At 39.2% G+C, this 22,694-nt stretch carries 18 protein-coding genes and 3 pseudogenes; 12 read left to right on the top strand and 9 right to left on the bottom strand.

Features of this window, described 5'->3' with window-relative positions; all coding sequences use genetic code 11:
• Positions 1-125: 125 nt before the first annotated feature.
• Both phoB and phoR read left to right on the top strand, forming a co-directional pair.
• Positions 126-836 (top strand): phosphate regulon transcriptional regulator PhoB, encoded by a 711-nt coding sequence (gene phoB / locus FTU17_RS12650; protein WP_078194048.1) that lies wholly within the window; start codon positions 126-128, stop codon positions 834-836.
• Positions 837-859: 23 nt separating this feature from the next.
• Positions 860-2,218 (top strand): phosphate regulon sensor histidine kinase PhoR, encoded by a 1,359-nt coding sequence (phoR, locus tag FTU17_RS12645; RefSeq protein ID WP_180135616.1) that lies wholly within the window; start codon positions 860-862, stop codon positions 2,216-2,218.
• Here phoR and FTU17_RS12640 read toward each other — a convergent pair.
• The 3 genes and pseudogenes from FTU17_RS12640 to FTU17_RS12630 form a co-directional block, all read right to left on the bottom strand.
• Positions 2,215-2,892 carry a glutathione S-transferase family protein gene (locus tag FTU17_RS12640; RefSeq protein WP_180135615.1) on the bottom strand — a complete coding sequence of 226 codons (678 nt, stop codon included), beginning with the start codon at positions 2,890-2,892 and terminating at the stop codon, positions 2,215-2,217. The two genes, phoR and FTU17_RS12640, sit on opposite strands and share 4 nt — an antisense overlap.
• A 151-nt stretch (positions 2,893-3,043) precedes the next feature.
• Positions 3,044-3,442 (bottom strand): annotated as a pseudogene (locus FTU17_RS12635) (OsmC family protein).
• Between the two features lie 68 nt (positions 3,443-3,510).
• Entirely contained in the window at positions 3,511-4,458 is a 948-nt protein-coding gene (locus FTU17_RS12630; protein WP_180135614.1) for a pirin family protein, read from the bottom strand.
• 393 nt (positions 4,459-4,851) lie between these two features.
• On the opposite strand from FTU17_RS12630, the gene FTU17_RS12625 reads away from it, so the two are divergent.
• Both FTU17_RS12625 and FTU17_RS12620 read left to right on the top strand, forming a co-directional pair.
• On the top strand, positions 4,852-6,027 hold the full coding sequence (locus FTU17_RS12625) for a diguanylate cyclase (protein WP_180135613.1): 1,176 nt from the start codon (positions 4,852-4,854) through the stop codon (positions 6,025-6,027).
• 144 nt (positions 6,028-6,171) lie between these two features.
• Complete coding sequence (locus tag FTU17_RS12620) at positions 6,172-7,506, top strand: GGDEF domain-containing protein (RefSeq protein WP_180135620.1); 1,335 nt, start codon at positions 6,172-6,174, stop codon at positions 7,504-7,506.
• 46 nt (positions 7,507-7,552) lie between these two features.
• Here FTU17_RS12620 and FTU17_RS12615 read toward each other — a convergent pair whose 3' ends face one another.
• The 3 genes from FTU17_RS12615 to FTU17_RS12605 form a co-directional block, all read right to left on the bottom strand.
• Positions 7,553-8,488, bottom strand: a complete 936-nt coding sequence (locus FTU17_RS12615; RefSeq protein ID WP_078191511.1) for a restriction endonuclease — start codon at positions 8,486-8,488, stop codon at positions 7,553-7,555.
• Between the two features lie 225 nt (positions 8,489-8,713).
• Positions 8,714-10,282 (bottom strand): glutamine-hydrolyzing GMP synthase, encoded by a 1,569-nt coding sequence (guaA, locus tag FTU17_RS12610; RefSeq protein WP_078194056.1) that lies wholly within the window; start codon positions 10,280-10,282, stop codon positions 8,714-8,716.
• A gap of 212 nt (positions 10,283-10,494) precedes the next feature.
• Positions 10,495-10,917, bottom strand: coding sequence for a DoxX family protein (locus FTU17_RS12605; protein WP_180135612.1), 423 nt, complete (start codon positions 10,915-10,917; stop codon positions 10,495-10,497).
• A 194-nt stretch (positions 10,918-11,111) separates the two neighbouring features.
• On the opposite strand from FTU17_RS12605, the gene FTU17_RS12600 reads away from it, so the two are divergent.
• Complete coding sequence (locus FTU17_RS12600) at positions 11,112-11,738, top strand: DedA family protein (protein ID WP_078191514.1); 627 nt, start codon at positions 11,112-11,114, stop codon at positions 11,736-11,738.
• A 19-nt stretch (positions 11,739-11,757) separates the two neighbouring features.
• Here the strand turns inward: FTU17_RS12600 and FTU17_RS12595 are convergent, their stop codons facing one another.
• From FTU17_RS12595 to FTU17_RS12585, 3 genes and pseudogenes are all read right to left on the bottom strand, one after another.
• A complete protein-coding gene (locus tag FTU17_RS12595) occupies positions 11,758-12,351 on the bottom strand; it encodes a LysE family translocator (protein WP_168378830.1) in 594 nt (197 codons plus the stop codon).
• A gap of 307 nt (positions 12,352-12,658) precedes the next feature.
• On the bottom strand, positions 12,659-13,063 hold the full coding sequence (locus FTU17_RS12590; RefSeq protein WP_180003552.1) for a hypothetical protein: 405 nt from the start codon (positions 13,061-13,063) through the stop codon (positions 12,659-12,661).
• Positions 13,064-13,076: 13 nt separating this feature from the next.
• A pseudogene (locus FTU17_RS12585) lies at positions 13,077-13,283 on the bottom strand (ParA family protein); the annotation flags it as partial.
• A 182-nt stretch (positions 13,284-13,465) separates the two neighbouring features.
• On the opposite strand from FTU17_RS12585, the gene FTU17_RS12580 reads away from it, so the two are divergent.
• The 7 genes and pseudogenes from FTU17_RS12580 to FTU17_RS12550 all read left to right on the top strand — a co-directional run.
• Complete coding sequence (locus tag FTU17_RS12580) at positions 13,466-15,805, top strand: hypothetical protein (protein WP_257227397.1); 2,340 nt, start codon at positions 13,466-13,468, stop codon at positions 15,803-15,805.
• Complete coding sequence (locus tag FTU17_RS12575) at positions 15,802-18,093, top strand: site-specific integrase (RefSeq protein ID WP_180135610.1); 2,292 nt, start codon at positions 15,802-15,804, stop codon at positions 18,091-18,093. Before FTU17_RS12580 ends, FTU17_RS12575 begins: the two co-directional genes overlap by 4 nt.
• Positions 18,093-18,614 (top strand): hypothetical protein, encoded by a 522-nt coding sequence (locus FTU17_RS12570; protein ID WP_180135609.1) that lies wholly within the window; start codon positions 18,093-18,095, stop codon positions 18,612-18,614. The genes FTU17_RS12575 and FTU17_RS12570 overlap by 1 nt, the downstream gene beginning before the upstream one ends.
• On the top strand, positions 18,614-20,062 hold the full coding sequence (locus FTU17_RS12565) for a tyrosine-type recombinase/integrase (RefSeq protein WP_257227396.1): 1,449 nt from the start codon (positions 18,614-18,616) through the stop codon (positions 20,060-20,062). Before FTU17_RS12570 ends, FTU17_RS12565 begins: the two co-directional genes overlap by 1 nt.
• A 21-nt stretch (positions 20,063-20,083) precedes the next feature.
• The gene (locus FTU17_RS12560) at positions 20,084-20,467 is read left to right on the top strand and encodes a transposase (RefSeq protein ID WP_019383553.1); all 384 of its coding nucleotides are present in this window, start codon (positions 20,084-20,086) and stop codon (positions 20,465-20,467) included.
• On the top strand, positions 20,464-20,799 hold the full coding sequence (tnpB, locus tag FTU17_RS12555) for an IS66 family insertion sequence element accessory protein TnpB (protein WP_000619347.1): 336 nt from the start codon (positions 20,464-20,466) through the stop codon (positions 20,797-20,799). Before FTU17_RS12560 ends, tnpB begins: the two co-directional genes overlap by 4 nt.
• Before the next feature lie 74 nt (positions 20,800-20,873).
• Positions 20,874-22,274 (top strand): annotated as a pseudogene (locus FTU17_RS12550) (IS66 family transposase); the annotation flags it as partial.
• Between the last annotated feature and the right edge of the window lie 420 nt (positions 22,275-22,694).

The following is a 22,694-nucleotide window of genomic DNA, read 5'->3' as shown; positions in this document are numbered from 1 at the left end:
ACAATTTCTTTCTAAACCCCAATGAAAGATCATTTTTGCAATGATACTGTCATAATTAATCTTTGTAATAAGCCTGTCATAAATATAAAACGGTCTACCGTTTACATAAAATAGGGTATTGCGCTGTGAAAGATGACTATATTTTAATCGTCGACGACGAACTCCCGATTCGGGAAATGATCCATACTTCACTGGATATGGCTGGTTTTCAATGTCAGCAAGCTGAAGATGCCAAACAAGCGCACCAAATGATTGTGGATCAGCGTCCTGCACTGATTTTATTAGATTGGATGATGCCTGGTGGCGTGAGTGGTGTAGACCTATGTCGTCGTTTAAAACGCGATGAAAATTTGTCAGAAATTCCAGTCATCATGCTCACTGCTCGCGGTGAAGAAGACCATAAAGTCCAAGGTCTAGACGCAGGCGCAGATGACTACATGACCAAACCCTTTTCCACCCGTGAGTTGGTGTCACGCATTAAAGCGGTGCTGCGTCGCTCAAATGCATTGGGTGGTGAAAAAACCATTGATGCCAATGGTTTAATCCTCGATCCAGTCAGCCAACGTGTCAGCTTTGGTAACACCATTTTAGATATGGGACCGACTGAATATCGTCTACTGGCCTTCTTCATGACTCATCCTGAACGTGCCTATACCCGTGCTCAATTATTAGATCAGGTTTGGGGTGGAAACGTGTATATTGAGGACCGTACCATTGACGTGCATATTCGTCGTTTGCGTAAAGTTCTTGAACCTTTCCAAGCCGATCGTTATGTCCAAACTGTTCGTGGTACAGGTTACCGTTTCTCTACCCGTGCAGACGCTGTGATGGGTTAGTCATTTTAGGTCTTTAATTTTCTATGTACGAACCGTATCCCGTCCCTGAACTTGCCAGTGAACATAAAAAATTCCGTTACAGCAGTTTATGGACTTTTGCCAAGCAGGATTTGAGACTTCTGGCATTTTTCCTACTCATTGCTGCACTCATCGGCTTTGGTATCGGGTACTTATGGATCTGCATCTTAATCGCCTTTGCAGTGTTCTTTGCATTGCAAATGCGTTCGCTGTACTTGGTCAACGAATGGATTTCAAACCGTCCCTATGATGTCCCGCCAAATTTAGACGGTATTTGGGGGGCTTTGCTCTTTAATGTATACCGTGCGCAGCGTCAAGAACGCATTGTACAAGCTGAAATGGTTGGTCTGATCGACCGCGCTCAATCTTCCTTGGTGGCACTTGCTGAAGCTGTGGTATTGATTGATGAATTACACCAAATCGAATGGTGGAACCCTGCCGCAGAAAAGCTTTTTGGGATTCAACAGCTCGATCAAGGGCGCAATATTTTAAGCATTTTAAGACAGCCCAGTTTTATCGAATACTTTACCAATATCGATTTAGCCCCCGATGGTTTGAAAATGAAATCATCAGTGCTCGAAGACCATTATGTGCAAGTCAAATTGACCCGTTTTGGTCGCGAAAGTCGTTTATTGGTGGCCTATGACGTCACACGTATGCATAACCTTGAGCAGATGCGTAAAGACTTTGTCGATAATATTTCACATGAGTTACGCACACCGCTCACGGTTTTAAGTGGTTATATCGAAACCTTTACCGATCAGGAAGATTTAAATCCACGCTGGAAACGCGCATTCGATCAAATGCAGTCTCAAACCCGCCGTATGAATGCTTTGGTTAATGACTTGTTATTATTATCTCGTCTGGAAAATGATAAAAAAGTTGCTAAAAATCAAATCATTGAAATGCCCAGCCTAATGAACCAACTATATGACGATGCACATGCTTACAATGTGGATTATGGACATACACTGAATCTCGATATTGATAGTCACTGTGACCTGATCGGATCAGATATGGAATTGGCGAGTGCCTTTAGTAACCTCATCACCAATGCAATTAAATACACCCCGAAAGGCGGTACTGTGACCATTGGTTGGCATGATGATGGTACGAATGGTTATTTTACCGTTGAAGATACGGGTATCGGGATTGACCCGAAACACTTACCCCGTTTAACGGAACGGTTTTACCGTGTGGACAGCGCACGTAGTCGCCAAACGGGAGGAACAGGTTTAGGTCTTGCCATCGTGAAACACGTTTTGATGCAACATCAGGCACACCTTGAAATTGAGTCCAAAGAAAACCGTGGTTCGCTGTTTAAAGTCGTCTTCCCTAAAGAACGCTTGTATCATGTGAGCTAAGCAGAATCATCCTGCCGGTCTTGCTGTGCTTCCAACTGTTCTTCTTGTTGTTTGGCACGGCGATATGCAGGACGCTGTTGCATCCGTTGTAAGAAAGCCTGAATTTGTGGATATCGCCCTTGAGTTCTGGTCATGACGGCTTCTAATGGAAACGTCATCTGAATATCCGCAAAGCTAAACGGTCCCGCAAAATATTCATTTTCCACTAAATGGTTTTCTAAAAACTCGATATGTTCTTTTAAGCGAGGTCGTACAAAACCTTTTTTGACCCCATCACAAATGCGATTAGCTACGGGTTTGATGACCCAAGGTACATGGCGTGGCACATTGCTCATGACCAACTGCATCACCAACAACGGCATTAGAGAACCTTCGGCATAATGCATCCAAAAGCGATATTGTTGTTTTGAATGTTCCGCCTTGGCTGCAAAAAAATCATGCCGATCGTACTTCTCTTGTAAATACTCCAAGATCGCTGCAGATTCTACCAAGACCAGTCCATCATCCTGCAATATGGGCGACTTTCCTAAAGGATGGATGACTTTAAGCTCAGGGGGAGCAGACAAATTTGGCTGGCGCAGATAAAACTGAACCTGATAATCCAGTCCTAATTCCTGCATTGCCCATAAAATACGAAATGAACGAGATTTTTCTAGATGATGTAGCACCCGCATGGGTTCATCTCCTATATGAAGTCTAAAATTTTCTTATTTCTGGCAAGCCATTATTATTTTGAAGTACTTAAATCATAAAAAGTGTCAGATCACTGCTTAGGGCTATATCAAAACTAAATTTTGCACAGTACAGCAGCGACCTGCTTTTAAATTAAACTAGAGTGGTTTTAATGTCTACACTGCGCAATAAAGTTTTTGTCACTGGAGTTTTTTCACAAATGGACAAGATCTTTTGCTCTAATTCTGCATCCAAGGATGTTTGAAAATGCAGGCGTCGCTCAACCCATTCAGCACCTTCACGGTTCGCACAAAAGTCTGCCTCGACACTAAACTCCCCCAATTGGATTTGTTTATGTGCTGCATACATGCGCAAGGTAATCATGGTGCATGAAATTAAGGAGGCACACAGTAAATCATACGGTGCTAAACCTTAATCCCCGCCACCAAATGATTCGGGCTTATCGGTAATAAGTTGATGTTTTCCACTCTGAACTTCACCTGACCACGGTGCTTCTAAGGTATTTACTGTTGCCGTTGCGACGATACCCATAATGACTCCCTCTTGGTTATGCCGCACCATGTTCACCACGGGTACGGCTGTTCATTTTTATTCTCAAGTTAACGTGATGGACGCATTTTATCAGGGAAAGCCGGTGCTTCTAGTCGTGGACCATCATAGTCTGGAATAGAGCCAAAACGTTCGTCCTGATTAATCCACTGCTCACGGGCAATATTCAATTCTTCTTGTGTGCGCCCCACAAAATTCCACCACAGCAGAATCGGTGATTCAAAAGGTTCGCCTCCTAATAATAAAACACGGCCACCTGCATGTAGGTCAATTTTGACTTGGGTCAAGCCCGGCTCAAGTACCACCATATTGTCTTCATTGAGCTCGTGACCATTGATACTGGCAGTCCCTTCGAGGGCCATAAAGCCATATTCAAATTTTGGATTGAGCGGCAGGACGGTACTTTGACTTTCCGAACTACGCAGATCGACCCCCAATAATTCACTATGTACTTTTACCGGCGATTTAGTCTGTAAAAATTCACCCACCAATACCGTCAATTCAATCCCGTCTTGTGTCACCACAGGCAACTCTGGGTAATGGTCAAACCGGGGCGCCATATTGATTTTGTCATCTGGCAATGCAATCCAAAGCTGCGCAGCATGCATTTGTGTTTCAGACTCTGGAGCAACCTCAGTATGCGAAATACCATAACCCGCTGTCATGAGATTGACTTGTTTGGGCTGAATTAACTGATGTGTGCCCAAACTGTCGGTATGCATCATGGTACCATCAATCATCCAGGTAAACGTTTGCAAACCAATATGTGGATGTGGACCGACATCTAAGCCATCACCTTGCGGAAAATGCACTGGACCGGCATGATCAAGGAAACACCATGCACCAATCATCCGTTTATGACGACTTGGTAAAGCACGTTTAATCACTGTGCCTTGACCAATTTCAGCACGGCGCAGTGGAAATTCTTGAATGAACTGATTGACGTATTTTTCACAATCGTCGGAATGAGATATTTCTGTGTAATTGGTATTGGTCATATTCTTACCCTAAATTTGGCTAAGCCGATGCAAGGACTATCGGCTAGAGCTATGCATTTTTTTCCATTATATCTGCATTAACTCAATCTTCTTCAGCTGTCATTAATACGCTGAATCACAGAGATAGGACAATCGTTTTTTTGTTGCCTAATATGACATACAGCATAACAGTTATTGATGCTTATTTAGACAATACCCAATGCAAAATTATTTATTCAAATCACGTGAAATGTTAATTTAAGCAACACAAATTAACACTCATTTTTGACCAAACAATACCAAATAATTCACAAATCATTGAAATAACGTGTTTAATTTTAAATAAAAATGATATGAATTATTTGAGTTACATAAATTTACATACAAACCATGCTCACCCGTCGGTAATTTTGCATGATCAATGAGTATAAGAAAGAATCACGTGCACTGATCCAAAATGCCTTGAAAGGAACCTTTATTCGCGTTCCTGCTCAATTTCGTCAAGAATTTTTCCACTACCATCGTCGTCAACTTTTTAAATTCTTTTTCCAAGTCAACATCGTTGCACAATTGGCCTATCTCTCTTATGCCATAGCGGATTGGTTTATGTTGCCCGATGTGGGCTTGCTCGCGATAGGCTTAAAAACGGCCTATACCTTACTGATGATGGGCATCACATGGGTCATTTATACATATAGCAAGAGCATTTTACTCTTTGACTTGATGCTTCCCCTATCGATCGTTGGCGCTTCTGCCCTGTGGTTTAGTCTACTCAATTTATCCAATAGCCCTGATGTGCCGATTTATTTATATGCATCCTTGGTTTTTATCGTGTTAGCCAATTTATGTGTGCAAATCCGCTTTAAAGCTGCTGTTCTCATTTCTCTGTGTATCAGTCTAATCTTGCTGATTGGGGTGTATTTCGCCGTTTCTGGCAATATCCATCAACTGCAACTGTTTATCTTGATCTATTCGCCCGTGTTGTTATTTAGTTTGTATATCAGTTGGAATTCAACGCAAAAATCCAGAATTGTTTTTTTACACAGTAAACTCGATCAGTTGAACCGTGAAGCGCTCAATATTATGGCGCATACCGACGTGCTGACCGGCTTAAACAATCGCCGTCAATTTATTCAACTTGCCAATTATCATATTCATCATCAGTCCAAACCGTTACAGCCGCTTTCATTACTGATTTTTGATGTCGACAAATTTAAAAATATTAATGATCAATTTGGACACTATATTGGTGATCATGTTTTACAACAAATTGCAGAAACGTGCCGACATACCTTACGTAGCCAAGACATCATTGCCCGCTTCGGCGGTGAAGAATTTATAATTCTTTTACCGCAGACACACCTGCGTCAGGCTCAAGATATTGCCGAACGTCTACGACGGGCAATAGCCGATGATTATTTAGAACTTGATACACTACAAAAACTTAAATTTACCGTTTCAATTGGTGTTGCCGAATTTGGTCAAAAAAACCGAGATTTACAAAGTGTCATTCGCATGGCTGATCAGGCACTTTACCAAGCAAAATCTGCAGGACGCAATCAAATATCAACTTATAAAACAGCAAGTTAATAATATATTTTGTAACATTCATCAGACGATTTTTTATCATTCATTCGAAAAATCCCTAGTTTCAGGTAGATATTTTTGTGTGTTTTTTGTTCATAATTTGTCCTAAGCCATTTATGGAGAAGGGACATGTCTGTTGATGTACGAATGAGTTCTCGGACTAATTCGTCTGCTCAGGAAGTTCGTAAAAATCATACTCATACTTTGAAACTTTCTGAGTGTGATCTTGCCAATCGTGCCGAGATTGAACAAGCCATTGCAGATCCCTTTGCACGTATTCCTACGCAGTTTAGAAACTATTTTCTACAACATCAGTATGCCCATCAGTTACCTTATTTGCGTCAAGTAAACTACATGGCGCAGATTACGTTTCTTCTTTATTTTTTTGCTGACATTTTTATTATCCCTGACATGTTCTTTTGGTCAGGTCTTTCTCGAGTGGCCATGATTGTTGCTGCCTTATTGGTCAGCTTTTATCTGTTTAAATACAAAAAAGATATTCGTGTGCTCGACATGATCTTACCGATTGGGACAGTCTGTAGCACCGCGATTTGGATTGGCTTATTACTGGCTTCAAATAGCCCAATGGTCTCGTCCTATATCTATGGTGCGTCGATCTTTATTTTAATTGCCAATGTCTGCGTACAAACACAATTTAAGCCCGCCTTGTATTGTTCGGGCCTCATTTCGCTATTGGTGTATTTTGCGGTGAGTCAGCTTTTATCATGGCAAGAAGCACTGATTTTTGTGGTGGTGTCTATTCCTGTTTGGATGATCAGCCTGCATATGAGTTGGAACAATACGCTCAATGCACGTCGTCATTTTTTACGTACCCTGCTTGATGACTGGAATATGCATACGCTGAAAAATCTAGCGCATACAGATGAGCTCACCCAGTTATATAACCGTCGTCAGTTTGTTCAGTTGGCTGAGCATCGCATCCATGAATGGCCAACGCCTGCAAGTACTTGCTTATTGATGTTTGATGTCGATCATTTTAAACATATTAATGATAATTACGGTCATGATGTTGGTGATCAGGTACTGCAATGTATCGCTGAAACCACCCGCAAAGAAATGCGCCAAAAAGATGTCTTGGCTCGTTTTGGTGGCGAAGAATTTATTGTGCTGCTGTCTGAAACGCAAATACAGGATGCAATGTTGATCGCGGAACGTATTCGTTTAACGCTTCAAAATCAATCATTGCTGAATGTCGCAAATCACCCGATCCAATTTACCGTTTCCATTGGTGTTTCACAGCTTAAATCACATAAGCAAAATTTAACTGAACTGATTAAGCAAGCGGATATTGCGCTGTATCAGGCAAAAGAAAATGGCCGTAACCGTGTAGAGCGCTATGATTCAAGCATGAAACCCGAACGTAAATCGACGAAGTCTTGGCAAAGCTTTACCCATAAAGCGAAGCCTAAAGCTGAACCGAATAATGAAAGCGATAGTAGTTGGTCAATTGTTTATAAATAGAATGTTGAGATATAAAAAAGGACGCCGAGGCGTCCTTTAAGTTTATTTAAAAACTATCTTCATCAAAACGGTCTTGATCTATTTTATAAATATGGAAACTTCTTTCAATTTGAATACCCAAGCCAAATTCAATCATGAGAGATGTAAGCTTGTCACCATCAATTAAAACAATGCCTGATTTCTTTGCTGACTCAATTGCTTCTTTACTAAAACAAGAAGTAGTAATAAATACGCCCTTTTTCGCCACTTGATCAGCCAAAGCTCCCTTAAACTGTTGAATGTCAGGGCGCCCCACCGTATTTTCCCAACGTTTAGCTTGAATATATATTTTATCTAAACCTAAACGATCTTCACTGATAATACCGTCAATGCCACCATCACTGGTTTTACCTATTGCTTGGGCTGCGTCTTGATGTGAACCGCCATAACCCATTATTACCAACAAATCGACAACTAATTGCTCAAAGAATTTGGGTGAATTACTTTTAATTTTATTTAATAGCTCATCTTTAATTGTTTGATTAAGCTCCTTTGATGATTGTTCGATTATTTCTGCAGGCGTCAAATGTTCTGTTTGAATAGATGTAGCATGCTCTTCTATTAGAACTAGATTTTGAATATTTTTATTATGGTTAGAACCAATTTTATAATCAGAAAACCCTTCAAACTGCATCAAATACTGATTAGTTATATTGGATAAGCTGGACAAATCAATAGACCAACCTAAAGTACTTAATTCGCAAAGACCACGTGATGGTTGTTGTATCAAACCTGCTTTAACCAAATATGTTTTCGCCCAGCCAACACGATCATAAAATACTGTTTTTGTACCACTAGATAGCCTTAAATTTAAATCAGCTTCAGATAACCCAGATCTTTCAGCTAAAATTTTTGTGGCAGAACTTAATTTTATTGCCTCTTTTTGTTCTGCTAAAAGTTTCATTAATGGAAGCATCAACTGATCGTATGTAGGCAATGACATTTAACTTGCTCTTTTAAAATAGTATTTTTCATAATTATAAATAAAAAAAGGACGCCGAGGCGTCCTTTTTTATTAGTAGAATTATCTAGGTTTCCCTAAATAGCCTCAAGCATAGCTCTTGGCGTAATTTAGGCAAGAAATGTTGTTTCTTGAAATCCAAAACTGCCGCGAGCATAGCTCTTGGCGTAAAACTGGCACGAAGCAGTGCTTCGTGAAACCCCAGTTTTACTCCCATTCAATAGTTGCAGGTGGTTTAGACGATACGTCATAAACAACACGAGAAACTTCAGCAATCTCGTTCATGATACGTGTAGAAATCTTGTCTACAAGATCATAAGGAAGGTGTGCAAAACGTGCAGTCATAAAGTCCACAGTTTCTACAGCACGAAGCGCGATCACCCATGCATAACGGCGGCCATCACCCACCACACCAACCGATTTCACGGGTTGGAATACAGCAAATGCTTGCGCAGTTTTGTCATACCAGCCGCTTGCGCGAAGTTCTTGCATGAAGATGTCATCTGCTAGACGAAGGATATCTGCATATTCTTTTTTCACTTCACCAAGAATACGTACACCTAGACCTGGGCCTGGGAATGGATGACGGTAAAGCATTTCAAATGGAAGACCTAAAGTTGTACCTAAACGGCGTACTTCGTCTTTGAATAAATCACGGATTGGCTCAACCAATTCGAATGCTAAATCTTCAGGTAAACCACCCACGTTGTGGTGTGATTTAATCACGTGTGCTTTACCTTGTTTGCTTGCTGCAGATTCAATTACGTCTGGGTAAATGGTACCTTGAGCAAGGAAGTTCACACCGTCAAGCTTACGTGCTTCTTCAGCAAACACTTCAATGAATTCACGACCGATGATTTTACGTTTTTTCTCTGGATCAACTTCACCAGCAAGCGCTGTTAAGAAGCGATTTTCAGCGTCGGCACGAATCACGCGAATACCCATGTTTTTCGCAAACATGTCCATCACTTGCTCGCCTTCGTTCAAACGAAGTAAACCGTTATCTACGAATACACAAGTCAATTGGTCGCCAATCGCACGGTGTAAAAGTGCAGCTACAACAGATGAATCGACACCGCCTGAAAGACCCAAGAGAACTTTTTGATCACCAATTTGCTCACGAAGTTGTTCTACGCGAAGATCGATGATGTTTTCTGAGTTCCACAAGTTACGGCAACCACATACGCCATGTACGAAGTTAGACAATAACTCAGCACCTTTCGCAGTGTGTGTCACTTCTGGGTGGAATTGGATACCATAGAAACGACGTTTTTCATCAGAAACCATCGCCACTGGGCAGCTTGGTGTGCTGGCAGTGATTTGGAAACCTTCAGGAATTTGAGTCACTTTATCGCCATGACTCATCCATACTTTTAATTGGTCTTTGGTATCTTCAAGATCACCAATTAAAGCATCACGGACTTTAATATCAACTTCTGCATAACCGAATTCATGTACAGTACCTGGCTCAACTTTACCGCCAAGCTGCTCTGACATGGTTTGTAGACCATAGCAAATACCTAAAACAGGTACACCAAGTTCAAATACAACTTGTGGTGCGCGCGGACTACCTTCTTCATGAACACTTTCTGGACCACCTGAAAGAATGATCCCGTTTGGGTTAAATGCACGAATGTCTTCTTCAGACATATCAAATGCGTACATTTCTGAATAAACACCAGCTTCACGTACACGACGTGCAATAAGCTGGCTATATTGAGAACCGAAATCCAAAATCAGGATACGGTCTTCAGTAATTTGGGTATTGGTAGTCATGGCAAACAACTATGCAGGCAACGAATATAAGCGCCGTATTCTAACATTTTTCTTGGACTTTCGCACACTATTCGGACAGGGGCAAAAACCACAAGCCAAACGATGTTTTTTACAACACATTTCAGGGCTTTATTGATTTACTTTAAATCAGCGATAGACATGAAAAAAGCGGCAGAACGCCGCTTTGATGGATGCTCGGACTCATGACCGCTTTATTTTGATTTTTCGTTCCAATGATCAAAACTGAATTTACCTGCACCATGTAACATGAGAAATAATAAGCCGCCTGACATCGCCAAATTTTTCATAAAGTTAATGCCATCTTCTGCACCGCCATGGAATAAAAATGCAGTGATTAAACTAAATACGGTTAGACCCAGTGCCGCAAACCGCGCTTGAAAACCAAACAATAAAGCTAAGCCACCACCCAACTCGACTAAAATGGTGATCGGAAGTAGCCCTGCCGGTACACCCATTGACTCCATATAACCTGCGGTTGCAGTGTAAGCGGTAATTTTACCCCAACCTGCCACAATAAAAATATAAGCCATCAAAATACGTGCAACGAGACTGACTACCGCATTGATTTGCGGCTGTTGACTCAGATTTTTCACCACTAGATTTGGATTAAACATACTGAAACCTATTTTTAATACTGTTCAAAAGATGTGCTTAGATTAGGTCGTTTCTTATTCTCTTTAAATATGCTTTTATAATATTCATCATTCCATATATAGAACGATTTTACTGATAATTAATTACGTTTTAATACTGACTTTGCTGCCCCAGACTGATAGCATCAGAACACTATTTTACGCATATAAGCCCCATGGAACTGATTGATTTTATACTACATGTTGATGACCATTTACTCGAGTTCATTACCAATTATGGCGTATGGATTTATGCAATTCTGTTCCTGATTATTTTTGTTGAAACCGGTTTAGTCGTCATGCCCTTTTTACCGGGTGACAGTCTTCTGTTTGCAGCAGGTGCTCTCGCTGCGTCAACAGGTGCCATGGATCCGTGGGTTTTGGTGATTTTGCTGTTTATCGCGGCAGTCTTGGGCGACACGCTGAACTACCATATTGGTAAATATATTGGCCCACGTGTCTTTGAAATTGAATCACGCTTCATTAACCGTCAACATTTGGTGAATACGCAAAAATTCTTTGAAAAACATGGTGGTAAAACCATTATTTTTGCCCGCTTTATTCCTTTTGCACGAACCTTCGCGCCTTTTGTCGCAGGTGCAGGCAGCATGAACTACAAGTACTTCCTGACTTTTAACATGATTGGTGCGATTTGCTGGGTTGGCTCATTTATCACTTTGGGTTATTTATTTGGCAATATGCCCATCGTGAAAGATAACTTCACCCATCTGATCTTTGGCATCATTATTATTAGTGTTTTACCGGGTGTGATTGGTTTTATTCGAGCAAAATTAAAGAAATAAACCGATGTGGTGAACGCCTTTAAGCAAAAAAGCGCAAAACCACAGGGAACATACATAAAATCAGCATCAGGGCCGATCCTTTATATAGAAGATCGGCCTTAATTTTTTGGGTCTTACCGGCCAAAATCGTCCGTCCAAATGACATCCAAAACAATGCAACTGGTAGCAAAACCACGCTAAATACAGCAAAAACCAAAATAAAATTTAATGGGCTAGCCCAAGTTTCAATTGGGAAAATACCTGCAGCAAAAAGCAACGCTTTAGGATTTTTTAACGAGGAAATAAATAATTCACGTGGTTGAATTGAAGGATGTTTTTGATTGTACTGATGTAAATGCGTCGATTTCCACAAATGAAAAGCCAACCATAAAACATAGGCAATACTGAGAAAATGTAGCAAGTGAATTAAATTCGGCCACACTGGAGCGCTTAAATGAATAATCAACGCCCACAAATTAATGGCATAGAAATAGCCCAATAATTCTGCAGGAATCAGCATGCACGTCTTTGCAATGCCTTGTTGATGTGCAGAGCTTGCCATTAGTGCATTGCTAGGTCCCGGCGTCATCATCACCGCAATCATTGCCAATACAAAAAGCCAACTCTCAATCATAAATACCCAGACAATGTTTCAAAGCGCACACCTTAGCCGAAATGAATTTAAAAAAACAAGTACGCGCTAGGTCAGTTTTATCCTTGTACAAGTCAATGCACTCACGCTGAATGTTCAAGACCAGAAGGAAGTATTAAAATTTACGAATGATATTTAATTTAATTTTTTCATAGATTTAAATATTTTATTGGCTCTAAATAGTGCAGTTTATTTGGCTCAAAAAAAATGCCAGTAGACGCCTCGCCTACTGACAAATTTTATTACACTTTTCTCATAGCACAGGCCTGAGCCCCTGCTCATGATCCGCTTATGATTTTGCTGCGGTAGCCGAATTTACGCGAACGATAATCGGACAACCTTTAAATTTTGCTGCCTGTACAATCGCTTCTTGCTCACCTAGAACGCGTGAAAGTTCGGTACGTTTGGTATTTGAAGATTGTCCCATATTGACCGAAATACTCGGACCAATTCCCCAACCTCCACGGCTGCCCCAGCCACCACCGAGGCCAACACCGACACCAACGCCTGTGCGCTTCGGTGTTTCTACACCATTTTGAATATAGTCGTGGATTCGGTTGTATTCGCTTTGCAATTGTTGGCAACTCAAAGACTGATACTGTGTAGGTGAAACATAGCTTGGTTTAGGCGTACTTGCACATGCACCCAATACAACAGCAGTGAAAGCAACTAGACCACATTTAAGTGCATTCATACTTTTCTCGATACTACTTTTGCTCAATTTCATTGAACAATGATTGATAGGCTTGCGTCAATTTATGATCTGCAGCCAAATGGATTAAAGGTTGATTTTTATGATGCGATTCTTTCATCAGCACTGAAGGCGGTAACATGCTGTCCAATACAGGAAGACCTTCATCTTTGAGTTGTTGTACAACTTCACGCGGCAACTTCGCCTGTGCCTGAAATTGATTGTTTCCGGGCATTGAACTATAGTGTCAATATTTATGAATAACTCTATATACAAGCCATACAAGATTTATTAGTATCTATTAAATCATTGATACATGTCAACAAAGTATAAAGGAGACTACTTTTGGACAGCAGATACTTAAAAGGATATCCACGTCTAAGTACAATCCTTAATAATAAATTCATGCTTAAGCTACATAGTTTAATACCCGATGTATCGCGGCCTCAAACACCAGCTATGAATACTTATGCAGCTTTTATTGATATAACCGGTATTGGCAGTAATTATCCCTACACAGGTATGGATATACTTAATAGCAAGGAAATAGCTTACAAACAATTAGTACTTTTTTCGGGATTTGTTCATACTGAATTTTCCAACCTCCCTCAACATAGCCGACACCAGATTGTATGGCAGCATGCAACTGCTATTTCTAAGTTTGTCAGCAGCAACGGTATTAAATTAGACACAAAGGAATTATTAAGCTTAGATAGCAATAAAATTAATCGGCACATTAAAGCCTATAAATCACACCCGATAGATTTGGAAAGAAAACGTTATTACGAAGGCTGGTATGTAAAATCACAAAATGGTGTACTTAGACGATATCAACTACAAAAAATATATGATGCTTATGGTAAGGAATTTGCTTTAGAAATTCATAGTTTTATAGAAAATTACGCTATAAAAAAAATAGATAGCAGCCTACGTTCTACACTAGAACTACTTATTATATTATTCAGTGAATTTGCCCTAGTTATAGATAATGTTGAGGAGCTCAAATTTAGTCTAAATCATGGTAATTCTTATTACTTCATGCTCAACATTTATCATCGTTTTTTTGCAAAACGAATAGCAAATGGAGGCCAAGCTCACGCCGCTATTAAAGATTGGTCGAGAATGGTGGAAAAATATATGAGTTGCTTTGTAGAGACAGGATTATTTGAAGAGCCATTATATCCAATTGTTGTTCCAAAATTTAAAAAACCAAAAGAAGATAATAAGGCACTTCCATCAGGCGGCTCATTCACAAAGGAAGAACAGGAACAGTTATATGGTGGTATTCCATTATATATAAAAGACGAAGAAGCAGTCACAAAAATACAAATACGATTAGAAAATGAATTCAGCCACATAAAGCAAGCACTTGATAATTATGTTGACTCATACATTTTAAACTACAAAAAAGTAGAATCTCAAATAGGTAATGTTAGAACTCAACCACAGGGGTTACGCATGGCTGAAAAAGATGGTGTTAAATGTGGAATAGGATATTCAGCTAATACTCTTGCAACACTAAAACACTATGGAATCGATCAATGTTTCAACCCAGTAATTGACATAAACGGTAATATCATAAAAAAAAGGAAGTTTTCTGGTTATATATTGGGTATAAATAAAAAAAGAGAAGCCTTTAACGAACTATATCGAGTAAATAAAAATTTTATTTTTGCTATATATACTCTACTTGTTTTAGAAAATCCTGCTATAACACCAAGTTGGTTTGAAGCATGGGAATTATATGATAAACATGGAAATTTGACAGGTTATAAGCAAGTAGGGAATCACTGGATAATTTCATCCTTTAAAAAACGAAAAGGAGCTACACAAGCACAACAAGATATAGTTTTAACGGAGCGTTCAAAGTATCTAGTTGAAACGTTGATTGAAATGACCTCTTTTGAGCGAAATTGTTTGAAAGCCATTAAAGATGACAACTGGCGATTTGTACCTCTCTACGCCTCAACTAATAAAATAAATATTGTGTCAAAACTAAGTGCAGCTATGTTTAATAATGTTGAAACTTGTGGACTTTCGGATCTAAAAAGAGTTTGCTCAGAAATCCAGTTTAATGAGAATGGGAAAGCATATCTAAATACAGATGAAATCAATGCTTTAATTTCTGTTTTCAGTTTAAGAAATATTAGAAAAAAGAAAGGAATACATACCTATCTTGATACTCGTTCAATTGAAGAAGTCAGTAAAAAACTTGGTCATAAGCAAGTTAATCTTGAGGTTCTAGAGGCTTATTTACCTCAGGCATTGCTTAATTATTTTAATGATCGTTGGGTACGTATTTTTCAAAATTCTTTAATGTTTGAAGCGATGAAAGACTCTGACTTACTTAATGAAGCATTTGATTTCAAAATAGAAAATCTTGAACAGTTTCTTGAAAATCACAAGATGCGTAACTTTCCCGCACACATGATGGAAATTGAGAAGACCAAGACCAAAGAAGAAGAAGAAGAAATTAAGAAAAAATTAGATGTTCTTGTTTTCATGATTAGTCCTTCTATTCTTCAAATGCTAATTGCTATACGCAATATTGTTGAAAAATACAATGAAACCGTTCCTGAGAATGTTAAGTATTGGTACATGACAGCAGTATTCATTTTGTCTCAGTATGAATGTAAAGATAAATCAAAACGAATCGTTAATGTTGACTCCACCATAGATTTTTATAAGAAAGCATTAACACAACCTCTTGATATTGAAAAAGTAAGACAAGGAATTTTTGGATGAATAACGCATTAAATCAAAATCTAAAACTTATTTACTCAAGCACAGAAAATCCTTTCGCCGACCTTGAAACTGAGACTATTAAAGAAATATTAAAACAAGCGATTGCAGTTAATGATATTCAAACTATGGCTAATATGACGAACTTATATACACAGTCTTTTATTAGTCTTGAGTACAAACCAAATTGGTTGAAGTGTGAATTTGCAGATAATGAATGGAAAATCGTATTTCCTAAAAGTAAAACCATTAAAAATAGCTCTTCAATAGTTCTTAAATGGAATAAGATAAAATTAAATGATGGAACTTATTTGAGCGACCCATGTCATAGCAAACTCTTAAATACTTTTAAACTTTGGCTAACTAATACTGACAATCCAAGTATTAATGGTGGAGGTCTCCTTTCATCTTTAAGTATTCGAAACAGATTATATGGTCTATTGAAGCTGATTGATTGCATTATTATTAATGGTTCTGCAATTAATTTAAGTAAATTCCACCTTTCGCTTTTAAGTACCGACTTCCTCATTGATGTATTAATATCTACAATAACAGTTGATGTATATGGAGTTCCAAGATATTTACGATTTGAGGATTTGGCACGCAATCAAATTATTAATGCATCATCTACATACCCCGCTACCAATAATAAAAAATGTCTTTTGAATGTATTTAACTTTAGTGCAGATGAATACAATAGAGCTAATAATTTTATTATAGATAATTTTATTAACCCTGATCATACTTTTAATTATAGTGAATTAAAAAAATTTATCTTTAAAAGTGAAATTCTATTAAAAATTCAATCTAATAGCTTTATTAACAATATACTACATGAAGATTACAGGAATAAAGAAGACCATTACGGACTATATGCCCCCTCTCAAAGCACATCTCGAATTTCGTATTCAGCAAATTTTGACGAAGTGCATAAACGCAAAATAATTGATGCATTAAGGCTTTTAAAACAATTATCCTTTGCTGCCAATTTAGAAGAAACTCCATTAGATCATACTATTTTTAGCAAATTAAATTTCAATACAATTGCTAGATTGATTGATGTCTCTGAAAGTGGGCGCTTTAAGACACTACCAGTAGCGCCCATACTAAATTTAATGCGTGATACATTTGAATATTCATTTAAAAATATTGATGAAATTCTTGAGTCTGTGATTGAAGTATTGGAATTTCAAAAAAATACAGGAAATATAGAAACTTCCCTGAATAAGTATGAACGTAGTAACTTTAGTGATCTTGTAAATCGCTTATATCCAAACAAATTAGTTTGTGGTGGCTACCTATTGCGTAACACTAATTTTGATAGAAAAAAAACCTCTCTGTATAGCAATACATTAATAAATAGATACAACATATTAATATCAAGTGTACAATTTTTGTTTTCTATATTTTCTGCCAAAAGAACAGGTGAAATCAACAACTTAAATCCATACTCAAATCTAATTCCAGATATAGATCCAGAGGGTGCAGATTATAATACCCTTTTCTCCGTGAAGAGCTTAGTAATGAAAACGGGGGTTAGTGGTGATAATGATGCTAAAGCAATTACACATCGCCCAATGATCCGTTCTATAGCTAGGCTGATGTGGAAAATTGAATCATTTAACAAAAGAGTTATACACCTCGGAATTAACTTATCATCTTTGTTTAATTTGTTAGGAAGCTCAGAAAAAAAATTGAACTTCACTAATTCGATAACAGTCACCCCTTACACATACATTTGTGATTATTTTGAAACCCCTTTTATTAATGAGAATGGCATACCTAAAAAACTTTATTTTTCAAATCACCAATTGCGAAGATTTTTCGCAATGATGTTTTTCTGGAGTAATGGTTATGATGGTCTAGATGCGATTCGTTGGATGCTTGGCCATAGCTCTTCAGAGCACTTATATCACTACATTACAGACACTTGTAATGGTGCTGTATTAAATGGCATTAAGGCAGCACATTTAGTAAATGAAGTACAAAATGGGCATCTTCAGACAATTGATGCTCTACGCAAAGCTATTAGCCAATACTATGACGTTGAACAAGCAAATATAGAATTAGAACGGATTTCAGATGCAATCACTGATTACGTCAATGATGAAGACTATGAAACAAGACCATCATATATTAGTGATAAGGATCTCAGTGCAATTGAAGATACTATTTATCAATTACTACATGATGATGTGATACGGCTGGAACCTGAGTTTTTTACAATTGTGCGTGAAGGTGCAGCCATCCAAGATTACCGTATGATCTTAGAAGTCAGGGAGCTAGCTTAATGAAAATTTTGCAAAAAAACCAAGACAAAGTAGTTAACACAAAAGAACTACTCATCCAAATCATAAACGAGCCTAAAAATTACAGCACACCCGAAATCCAAAATGCTTTAATGAGTCAACGTAAGTTGGCTGCATTTTTTAATAAAGAATACGCTATTACATCTTGCACTCTTAATACTTTGAAAAGTGCAGCAGACTACTGTTTATCACGTGGGTTTATTGAACTAGACGAGTTACGTCAAAATGCAAAAGCAGCACTTGAAAAAGAGATAGTTAAAGAGTCAAACCCTAATCACAACACTAAAGCATATTTCAAAGAACGCTTAAAAAATGCCGAAATAGAGCTAGATAAGAGCAAGCACACTATTATGAGTTTAACTACCATCATTGGTGAAATGTCATTGGAACTAGCAAGAATGGCTAACTCAAATAACATGACAAATGAAGGGCGTCAGGCTCTCTATCAAGATCTGCATAATAAATTACAGCACAAATTATCGTTTACCTTAGGGAGTAAATGATGCCTGTTGAAATAATCAAAGATTATATTGGTTTGAGCCATTATTCAAACATTGAAAAAAAGCTCAATTTAACAAAGCCACAAACAATCCCATATGTAACATATGACAATGGAATACCATGTTTTGAAGCAAACCTTTACTTACTATCAAAGTTAGAAGAGGGTAAGTCCACACGTGTCGGTGGTGGTACATTACGAACATATGCAAACCAAATCATTCATTTAATTAACTTTTGCTATAATAACAATATAGTCTTCACTCAATTAACAGATTCTCATTTTTCTCTTTTTATTAAAAGTTTAATAGCAAAACGCGATAGTTTGGGAAACCTAAAACGCACTGGAAAACAAGTACGACAAATAGGTACTCAGTGCCTCCATTTTCTAATATATATACAAGATTTTTATCAATTAAAAAATTTTATCGGCCAAGATAAAGGCAGTACGATTAGAATTAAAATTAAAAGGACTAGTCAAAAGACTGAGGGGAATAAACTATTCGATACCGAAAGTCTAACTCACAGTTCTTTTCCTAATGACACACCTCTGAAACGTAGGCATCCTGTTTCAGAAGAGTCAGCAATGAAGGTTTGGGAGTACATCAATCACGAGCCTAATCGAGAAAAACGTATTCGCGATGTCGCTCTTTATTCATTTTTAGAGACTACAGGAGCTCGTAACTCTGAAGTCCATATGGCTATGGTAAAAGATATTGATGATGCTCTAATGAAAGATGATGCACCATTATTGAGAGTCACAACATTAAAACGTAACAACCATGAACGCTTTATTCCTGTGCCACAGGCATTTTTGAGTACTATTACTCAATATATTCGAAAAATTAGACGTAAGGTTATTAAGAGAACTATTGGAACTGCTAACGATCACGGTTACCTTTTTGTAAACCTAAAGAATGGTGAGCCTTTATCAGCAGAATCAACACGTAGACGAATGAATGAATGGAAAAAAGCATGTGAAATCAAAGAAAGTTTCCATCCTCATTTGTTCCGCCACGCATTTATAACCAACACTTTAAAAAGAATCATTTTGCAGCACAACAATATCAATAATACAGATGATTTTCGTAAACACCTACTGCATACCGAAAAGTTTAAATTAGAACTACAGCAATGGACAGGTCACACTCACATTAGCTCATTAAACACATATATTGATCTAGTATTTGCCGATATTAATGGTTATCAAAAAGTATATGATCAAGCATCATTAGTTAATACTACTGAAGATATTTTGGTTAGAGCTAACACTTTGGCGAGCCAACTCAAGAGTAAACTAATTGATATTAATGAAGCTACAAGTGACTTTATTGAGCTTGTTGAAGCGTTTAAAAATGATGTTAACAATGCTGCATCAAGAGTAGAATGTAAGCATCCGGCTAACACAGCCTTACCAAGCGATCCTATAAGCCTTAATTTAGTCCCCACCTAAAAACAAGTGGGGACTTAATCCATGAACATGGATATATATTCAGCAACACCTCCTGTTGCTAAAAAACGCCGAAAATACAGCAAAGAATTCAAACTCAGTATTGTCAATGCCTGCAAAAATCCTAATACCTCGATCGCTTCGGTCGCACTGCAACATAGTATTAATGCCAACCTTGTCAGTCGTTGGATCAGGATCTTCAGCCATCATGATGGTGCCGTGCAGGATCCTACTCATGTGAATCCAGCATTTATTGCTTTGCCTTACACTGCTGCAATCAGCCAACCTATTGATGAGAGGATCACGTTGTGTATCACCGTGCCTCATACGAATAATGATATTCAGCTAAAATGGCAGACATCAGAAATACCTGCCTTGGCAGAATTACTCAAGGCACTGGCAACATGATCCGTATCAATGAAATTTGGCTCTCTACCCAGCCCATGGATATGCGAGCAGGAATGGATACTGTCATGGCTCAGGTGGTGAGAGCCTTTGGCTACATCAAACCGCATTGCGCCTACCTGTTCTGTAATAAACGTGGTCATCGTATGAAAGTGTTGGTACATGATGGACTGGGCATCTGGCTGTGTGCCCGGCGTTTGGAACAGGGAAAATTCCACTGGGCTCAAGTTCACCAAGGTGAAACCGTGGCCCTCAGCCCGGAACAGTTACAGGCATTAATCCAGGGTTTGCCCTGGCAGAGAATTGGATTGCAGCAAGTGGTGAATATGCTCTAAACCAAGCTCGACCATTCTGCCATCCTCCAAACGTTCTATTTCATTCTCTTCATGACCTCAGGCATACTGCGGTCATGAATACGCTGCCTGACTTAAGCCAACTGACCCATGAACAACTGCTGGAATTCACCAGACAGTTGGCGATGCAGCATCAGTCTCTAGCACAATCAAACCAGCAATTAGATGCCAGAGTTCAACATCTTGAAGTCACCAATCAGCAATTAGATTCTAAAGTTCAACATCTTTCTATTCTCAATCAAAAATACGAGCATGAACTGGCGCTGTTTAAAAAGCACAAATTCGCCCAAAAGAATGAACACTTAACGGCAAAACAAATCCATCTGTGGGATGAAGCGGTTGAAGAAGATATTGCCGCGGTTGATCTAGAACTGGAACGGCTAAATGCAGATAAAACCAATGCAGCGACACAGAAAGCCAAAACCAATAAACCTAAACGTCGACCACTGCCAGATCATCTACACACCATCCGTATTGAGCATGAACCTGCATCAACCCAATGTGCTTATGGATGCCAACTCCGGCGTATCGGCGAAGATGTCAGTGAAAAACTGCATTTCAGACCGGCACAGTTCTATAAGGAACAGCATGTGCGTGGTAAATGGGTCTGTGATCAGTGTGACACTCTGACTCAGCAAGCGATGCCCGCCTATGTGATTGATAAAGGCATTGCTTCACCTGAACTGCTCAGCCATGTGCTGGTATCGAAGTATGCCGATCATTTACCGCTGTACCGTCAACGTCTGATCTATCAGCGGGCGGGAATCGAGCTTTCTAGATCAACGTTATCTGACTGGATAGGTCGCTGCGGTGTAGAACTGGAACCTCTGGCCAATGCCTTAAAAGAGGTGGTACTACAACAGCAGGTGATCCATGCCGATGAAACACCGGTCACCATCATGCGGATGGGTGAGAATGATAAAAAACCGAAGAAAGGTTATGTCTGGGCCTATGCCACCACACAGTATAATCCAGTTCAGGCGGTGATCTATGACTTTCAGGATAGTCGTTCAGGCCAGCATGCTGCAGAGTTCTTGAAAGGCTGGCAGGGTTATCTAGTCTGTGATGATTACAGTGGTTATAAAGCACGCTTTAAATCAGGCCAGGTCATTGAGGTGGGCTGCATGGCCCATGCACGTCGTAAATTCCATGAACTGCATGTAACTGGGAAAAGTCAGGTCGCTGAACAGGCATTGGTGCTGATTCAGAAACTGTATGCGATAGAAGCAGAACTCAGGAAAAAGACCGATGGTACGGCAGAACAGCGCCGCGAATACCGACAACAGCATAGTCAACCGGTGATGCAACAACTGTATGAATGGCTCAACCAACATCATCTGACAGTGCCATCGAGTTCTCCCACCGCCAAGGCGATCAATTACACTCTGAAGCGTTGGCCAGCTTTAAGCCGCTATTTGGGTGATGGCAATCTACCGATTTGCAATAATTGGGTAGAGGTGCGACACGAAGTCGCTTAATGAAGTTGTTCCCCCTGCGGGAACCACCCGTGTCACCGGGTGAATCTAGAAGGCTGAATAAAGAGCGCCTTCGACAATGTAACGAGGCACCGTAAGGTGCGGGGTATCAATCGTGAGAGGCGTACTCTTCTGGCAGCCATAGCCGGACAAGGGCTAGATAATCGGTATGGTGAACACATGTGAATCTGCGCAACGATCGTTAAATTGAACGAGCGGAAATGGCTAATACGCTCGAACCAAAACGGTAATGGAGGTGGGAATCGCGTCTTTCTACTACGCATTCGTGACCCATACGCCTCCCGGTCGATAGCAGGCACCTAAGCCGATGTACTTCAGTAAGCGGAACGTGGAAATCCCGTATTACCCCCATTGGGAAAGCAGTTTGCAAAAACTGCCCAT

Origin of the sequence: Acinetobacter sp. YH12070, from assembly GCF_013419625.1 — a bacterium.
Lineage (GTDB): Bacteria > Pseudomonadota > Gammaproteobacteria > Pseudomonadales > Moraxellaceae > Acinetobacter > Acinetobacter amyesii.
This window is presented reverse-complemented; position numbering and strand designations above follow the sequence as displayed.

Bases quoted from the DNA above. Each gene is read 5' to 3' on its own strand.
- FTU17_RS12560 (WP_019383553.1), top strand. From the start codon at position 20,084: ATGAACATGGATATATATTCAGCAACACCTCCTGTTGCTAAAAAACGC.
- FTU17_RS12605 (WP_180135612.1), bottom strand. From the start codon at position 10,917: ATGTTTAATCCAAATCTAGTGGTGAAAAATCTGAGTCAACAGCCGCAA.
- FTU17_RS12575 (WP_180135610.1), top strand. From the start codon at position 15,802: ATGAATAACGCATTAAATCAAAATCTAAAACTTATTTACTCAAGCACA.
- FTU17_RS12620 (WP_180135620.1), top strand. From the start codon at position 6,172: ATGAGTTCTCGGACTAATTCGTCTGCTCAGGAAGTTCGTAAAAATCAT.
- tnpB (WP_000619347.1), top strand. From the start codon at position 20,464: ATGATCCGTATCAATGAAATTTGGCTCTCTACCCAGCCCATGGATATG.
- FTU17_RS12595 (WP_168378830.1), bottom strand. From the start codon at position 12,351: ATGATTGAGAGTTGGCTTTTTGTATTGGCAATGATTGCGGTGATGATG.
- FTU17_RS12640 (WP_180135615.1), bottom strand. From the start codon at position 2,892: ATGCGGGTGCTACATCATCTAGAAAAATCTCGTTCATTTCGTATTTTA.
- FTU17_RS12590 (WP_180003552.1), bottom strand. From the start codon at position 13,063: ATGAATGCACTTAAATGTGGTCTAGTTGCTTTCACTGCTGTTGTATTG.
- FTU17_RS12625 (WP_180135613.1), top strand. From the start codon at position 4,852: ATGATCAATGAGTATAAGAAAGAATCACGTGCACTGATCCAAAATGCC.
- FTU17_RS12615 (WP_078191511.1), bottom strand. From the start codon at position 8,488: ATGTCATTGCCTACATACGATCAGTTGATGCTTCCATTAATGAAACTT.
- guaA (WP_078194056.1), bottom strand. From the start codon at position 10,282: ATGACTACCAATACCCAAATTACTGAAGACCGTATCCTGATTTTGGAT.
- FTU17_RS12630 (WP_180135614.1), bottom strand. From the start codon at position 4,458: ATGACCAATACCAATTACACAGAAATATCTCATTCCGACGATTGTGAA.
- phoR (WP_180135616.1), top strand. From the start codon at position 860: ATGTACGAACCGTATCCCGTCCCTGAACTTGCCAGTGAACATAAAAAA.
- FTU17_RS12580 (WP_257227397.1), top strand. From the start codon at position 13,466: ATGCTTAAGCTACATAGTTTAATACCCGATGTATCGCGGCCTCAAACA.
- FTU17_RS12600 (WP_078191514.1), top strand. From the start codon at position 11,112: ATGGAACTGATTGATTTTATACTACATGTTGATGACCATTTACTCGAG.
- FTU17_RS12570 (WP_180135609.1), top strand. From the start codon at position 18,093: ATGAAAATTTTGCAAAAAAACCAAGACAAAGTAGTTAACACAAAAGAA.
- FTU17_RS12565 (WP_257227396.1), top strand. From the start codon at position 18,614: ATGCCTGTTGAAATAATCAAAGATTATATTGGTTTGAGCCATTATTCA.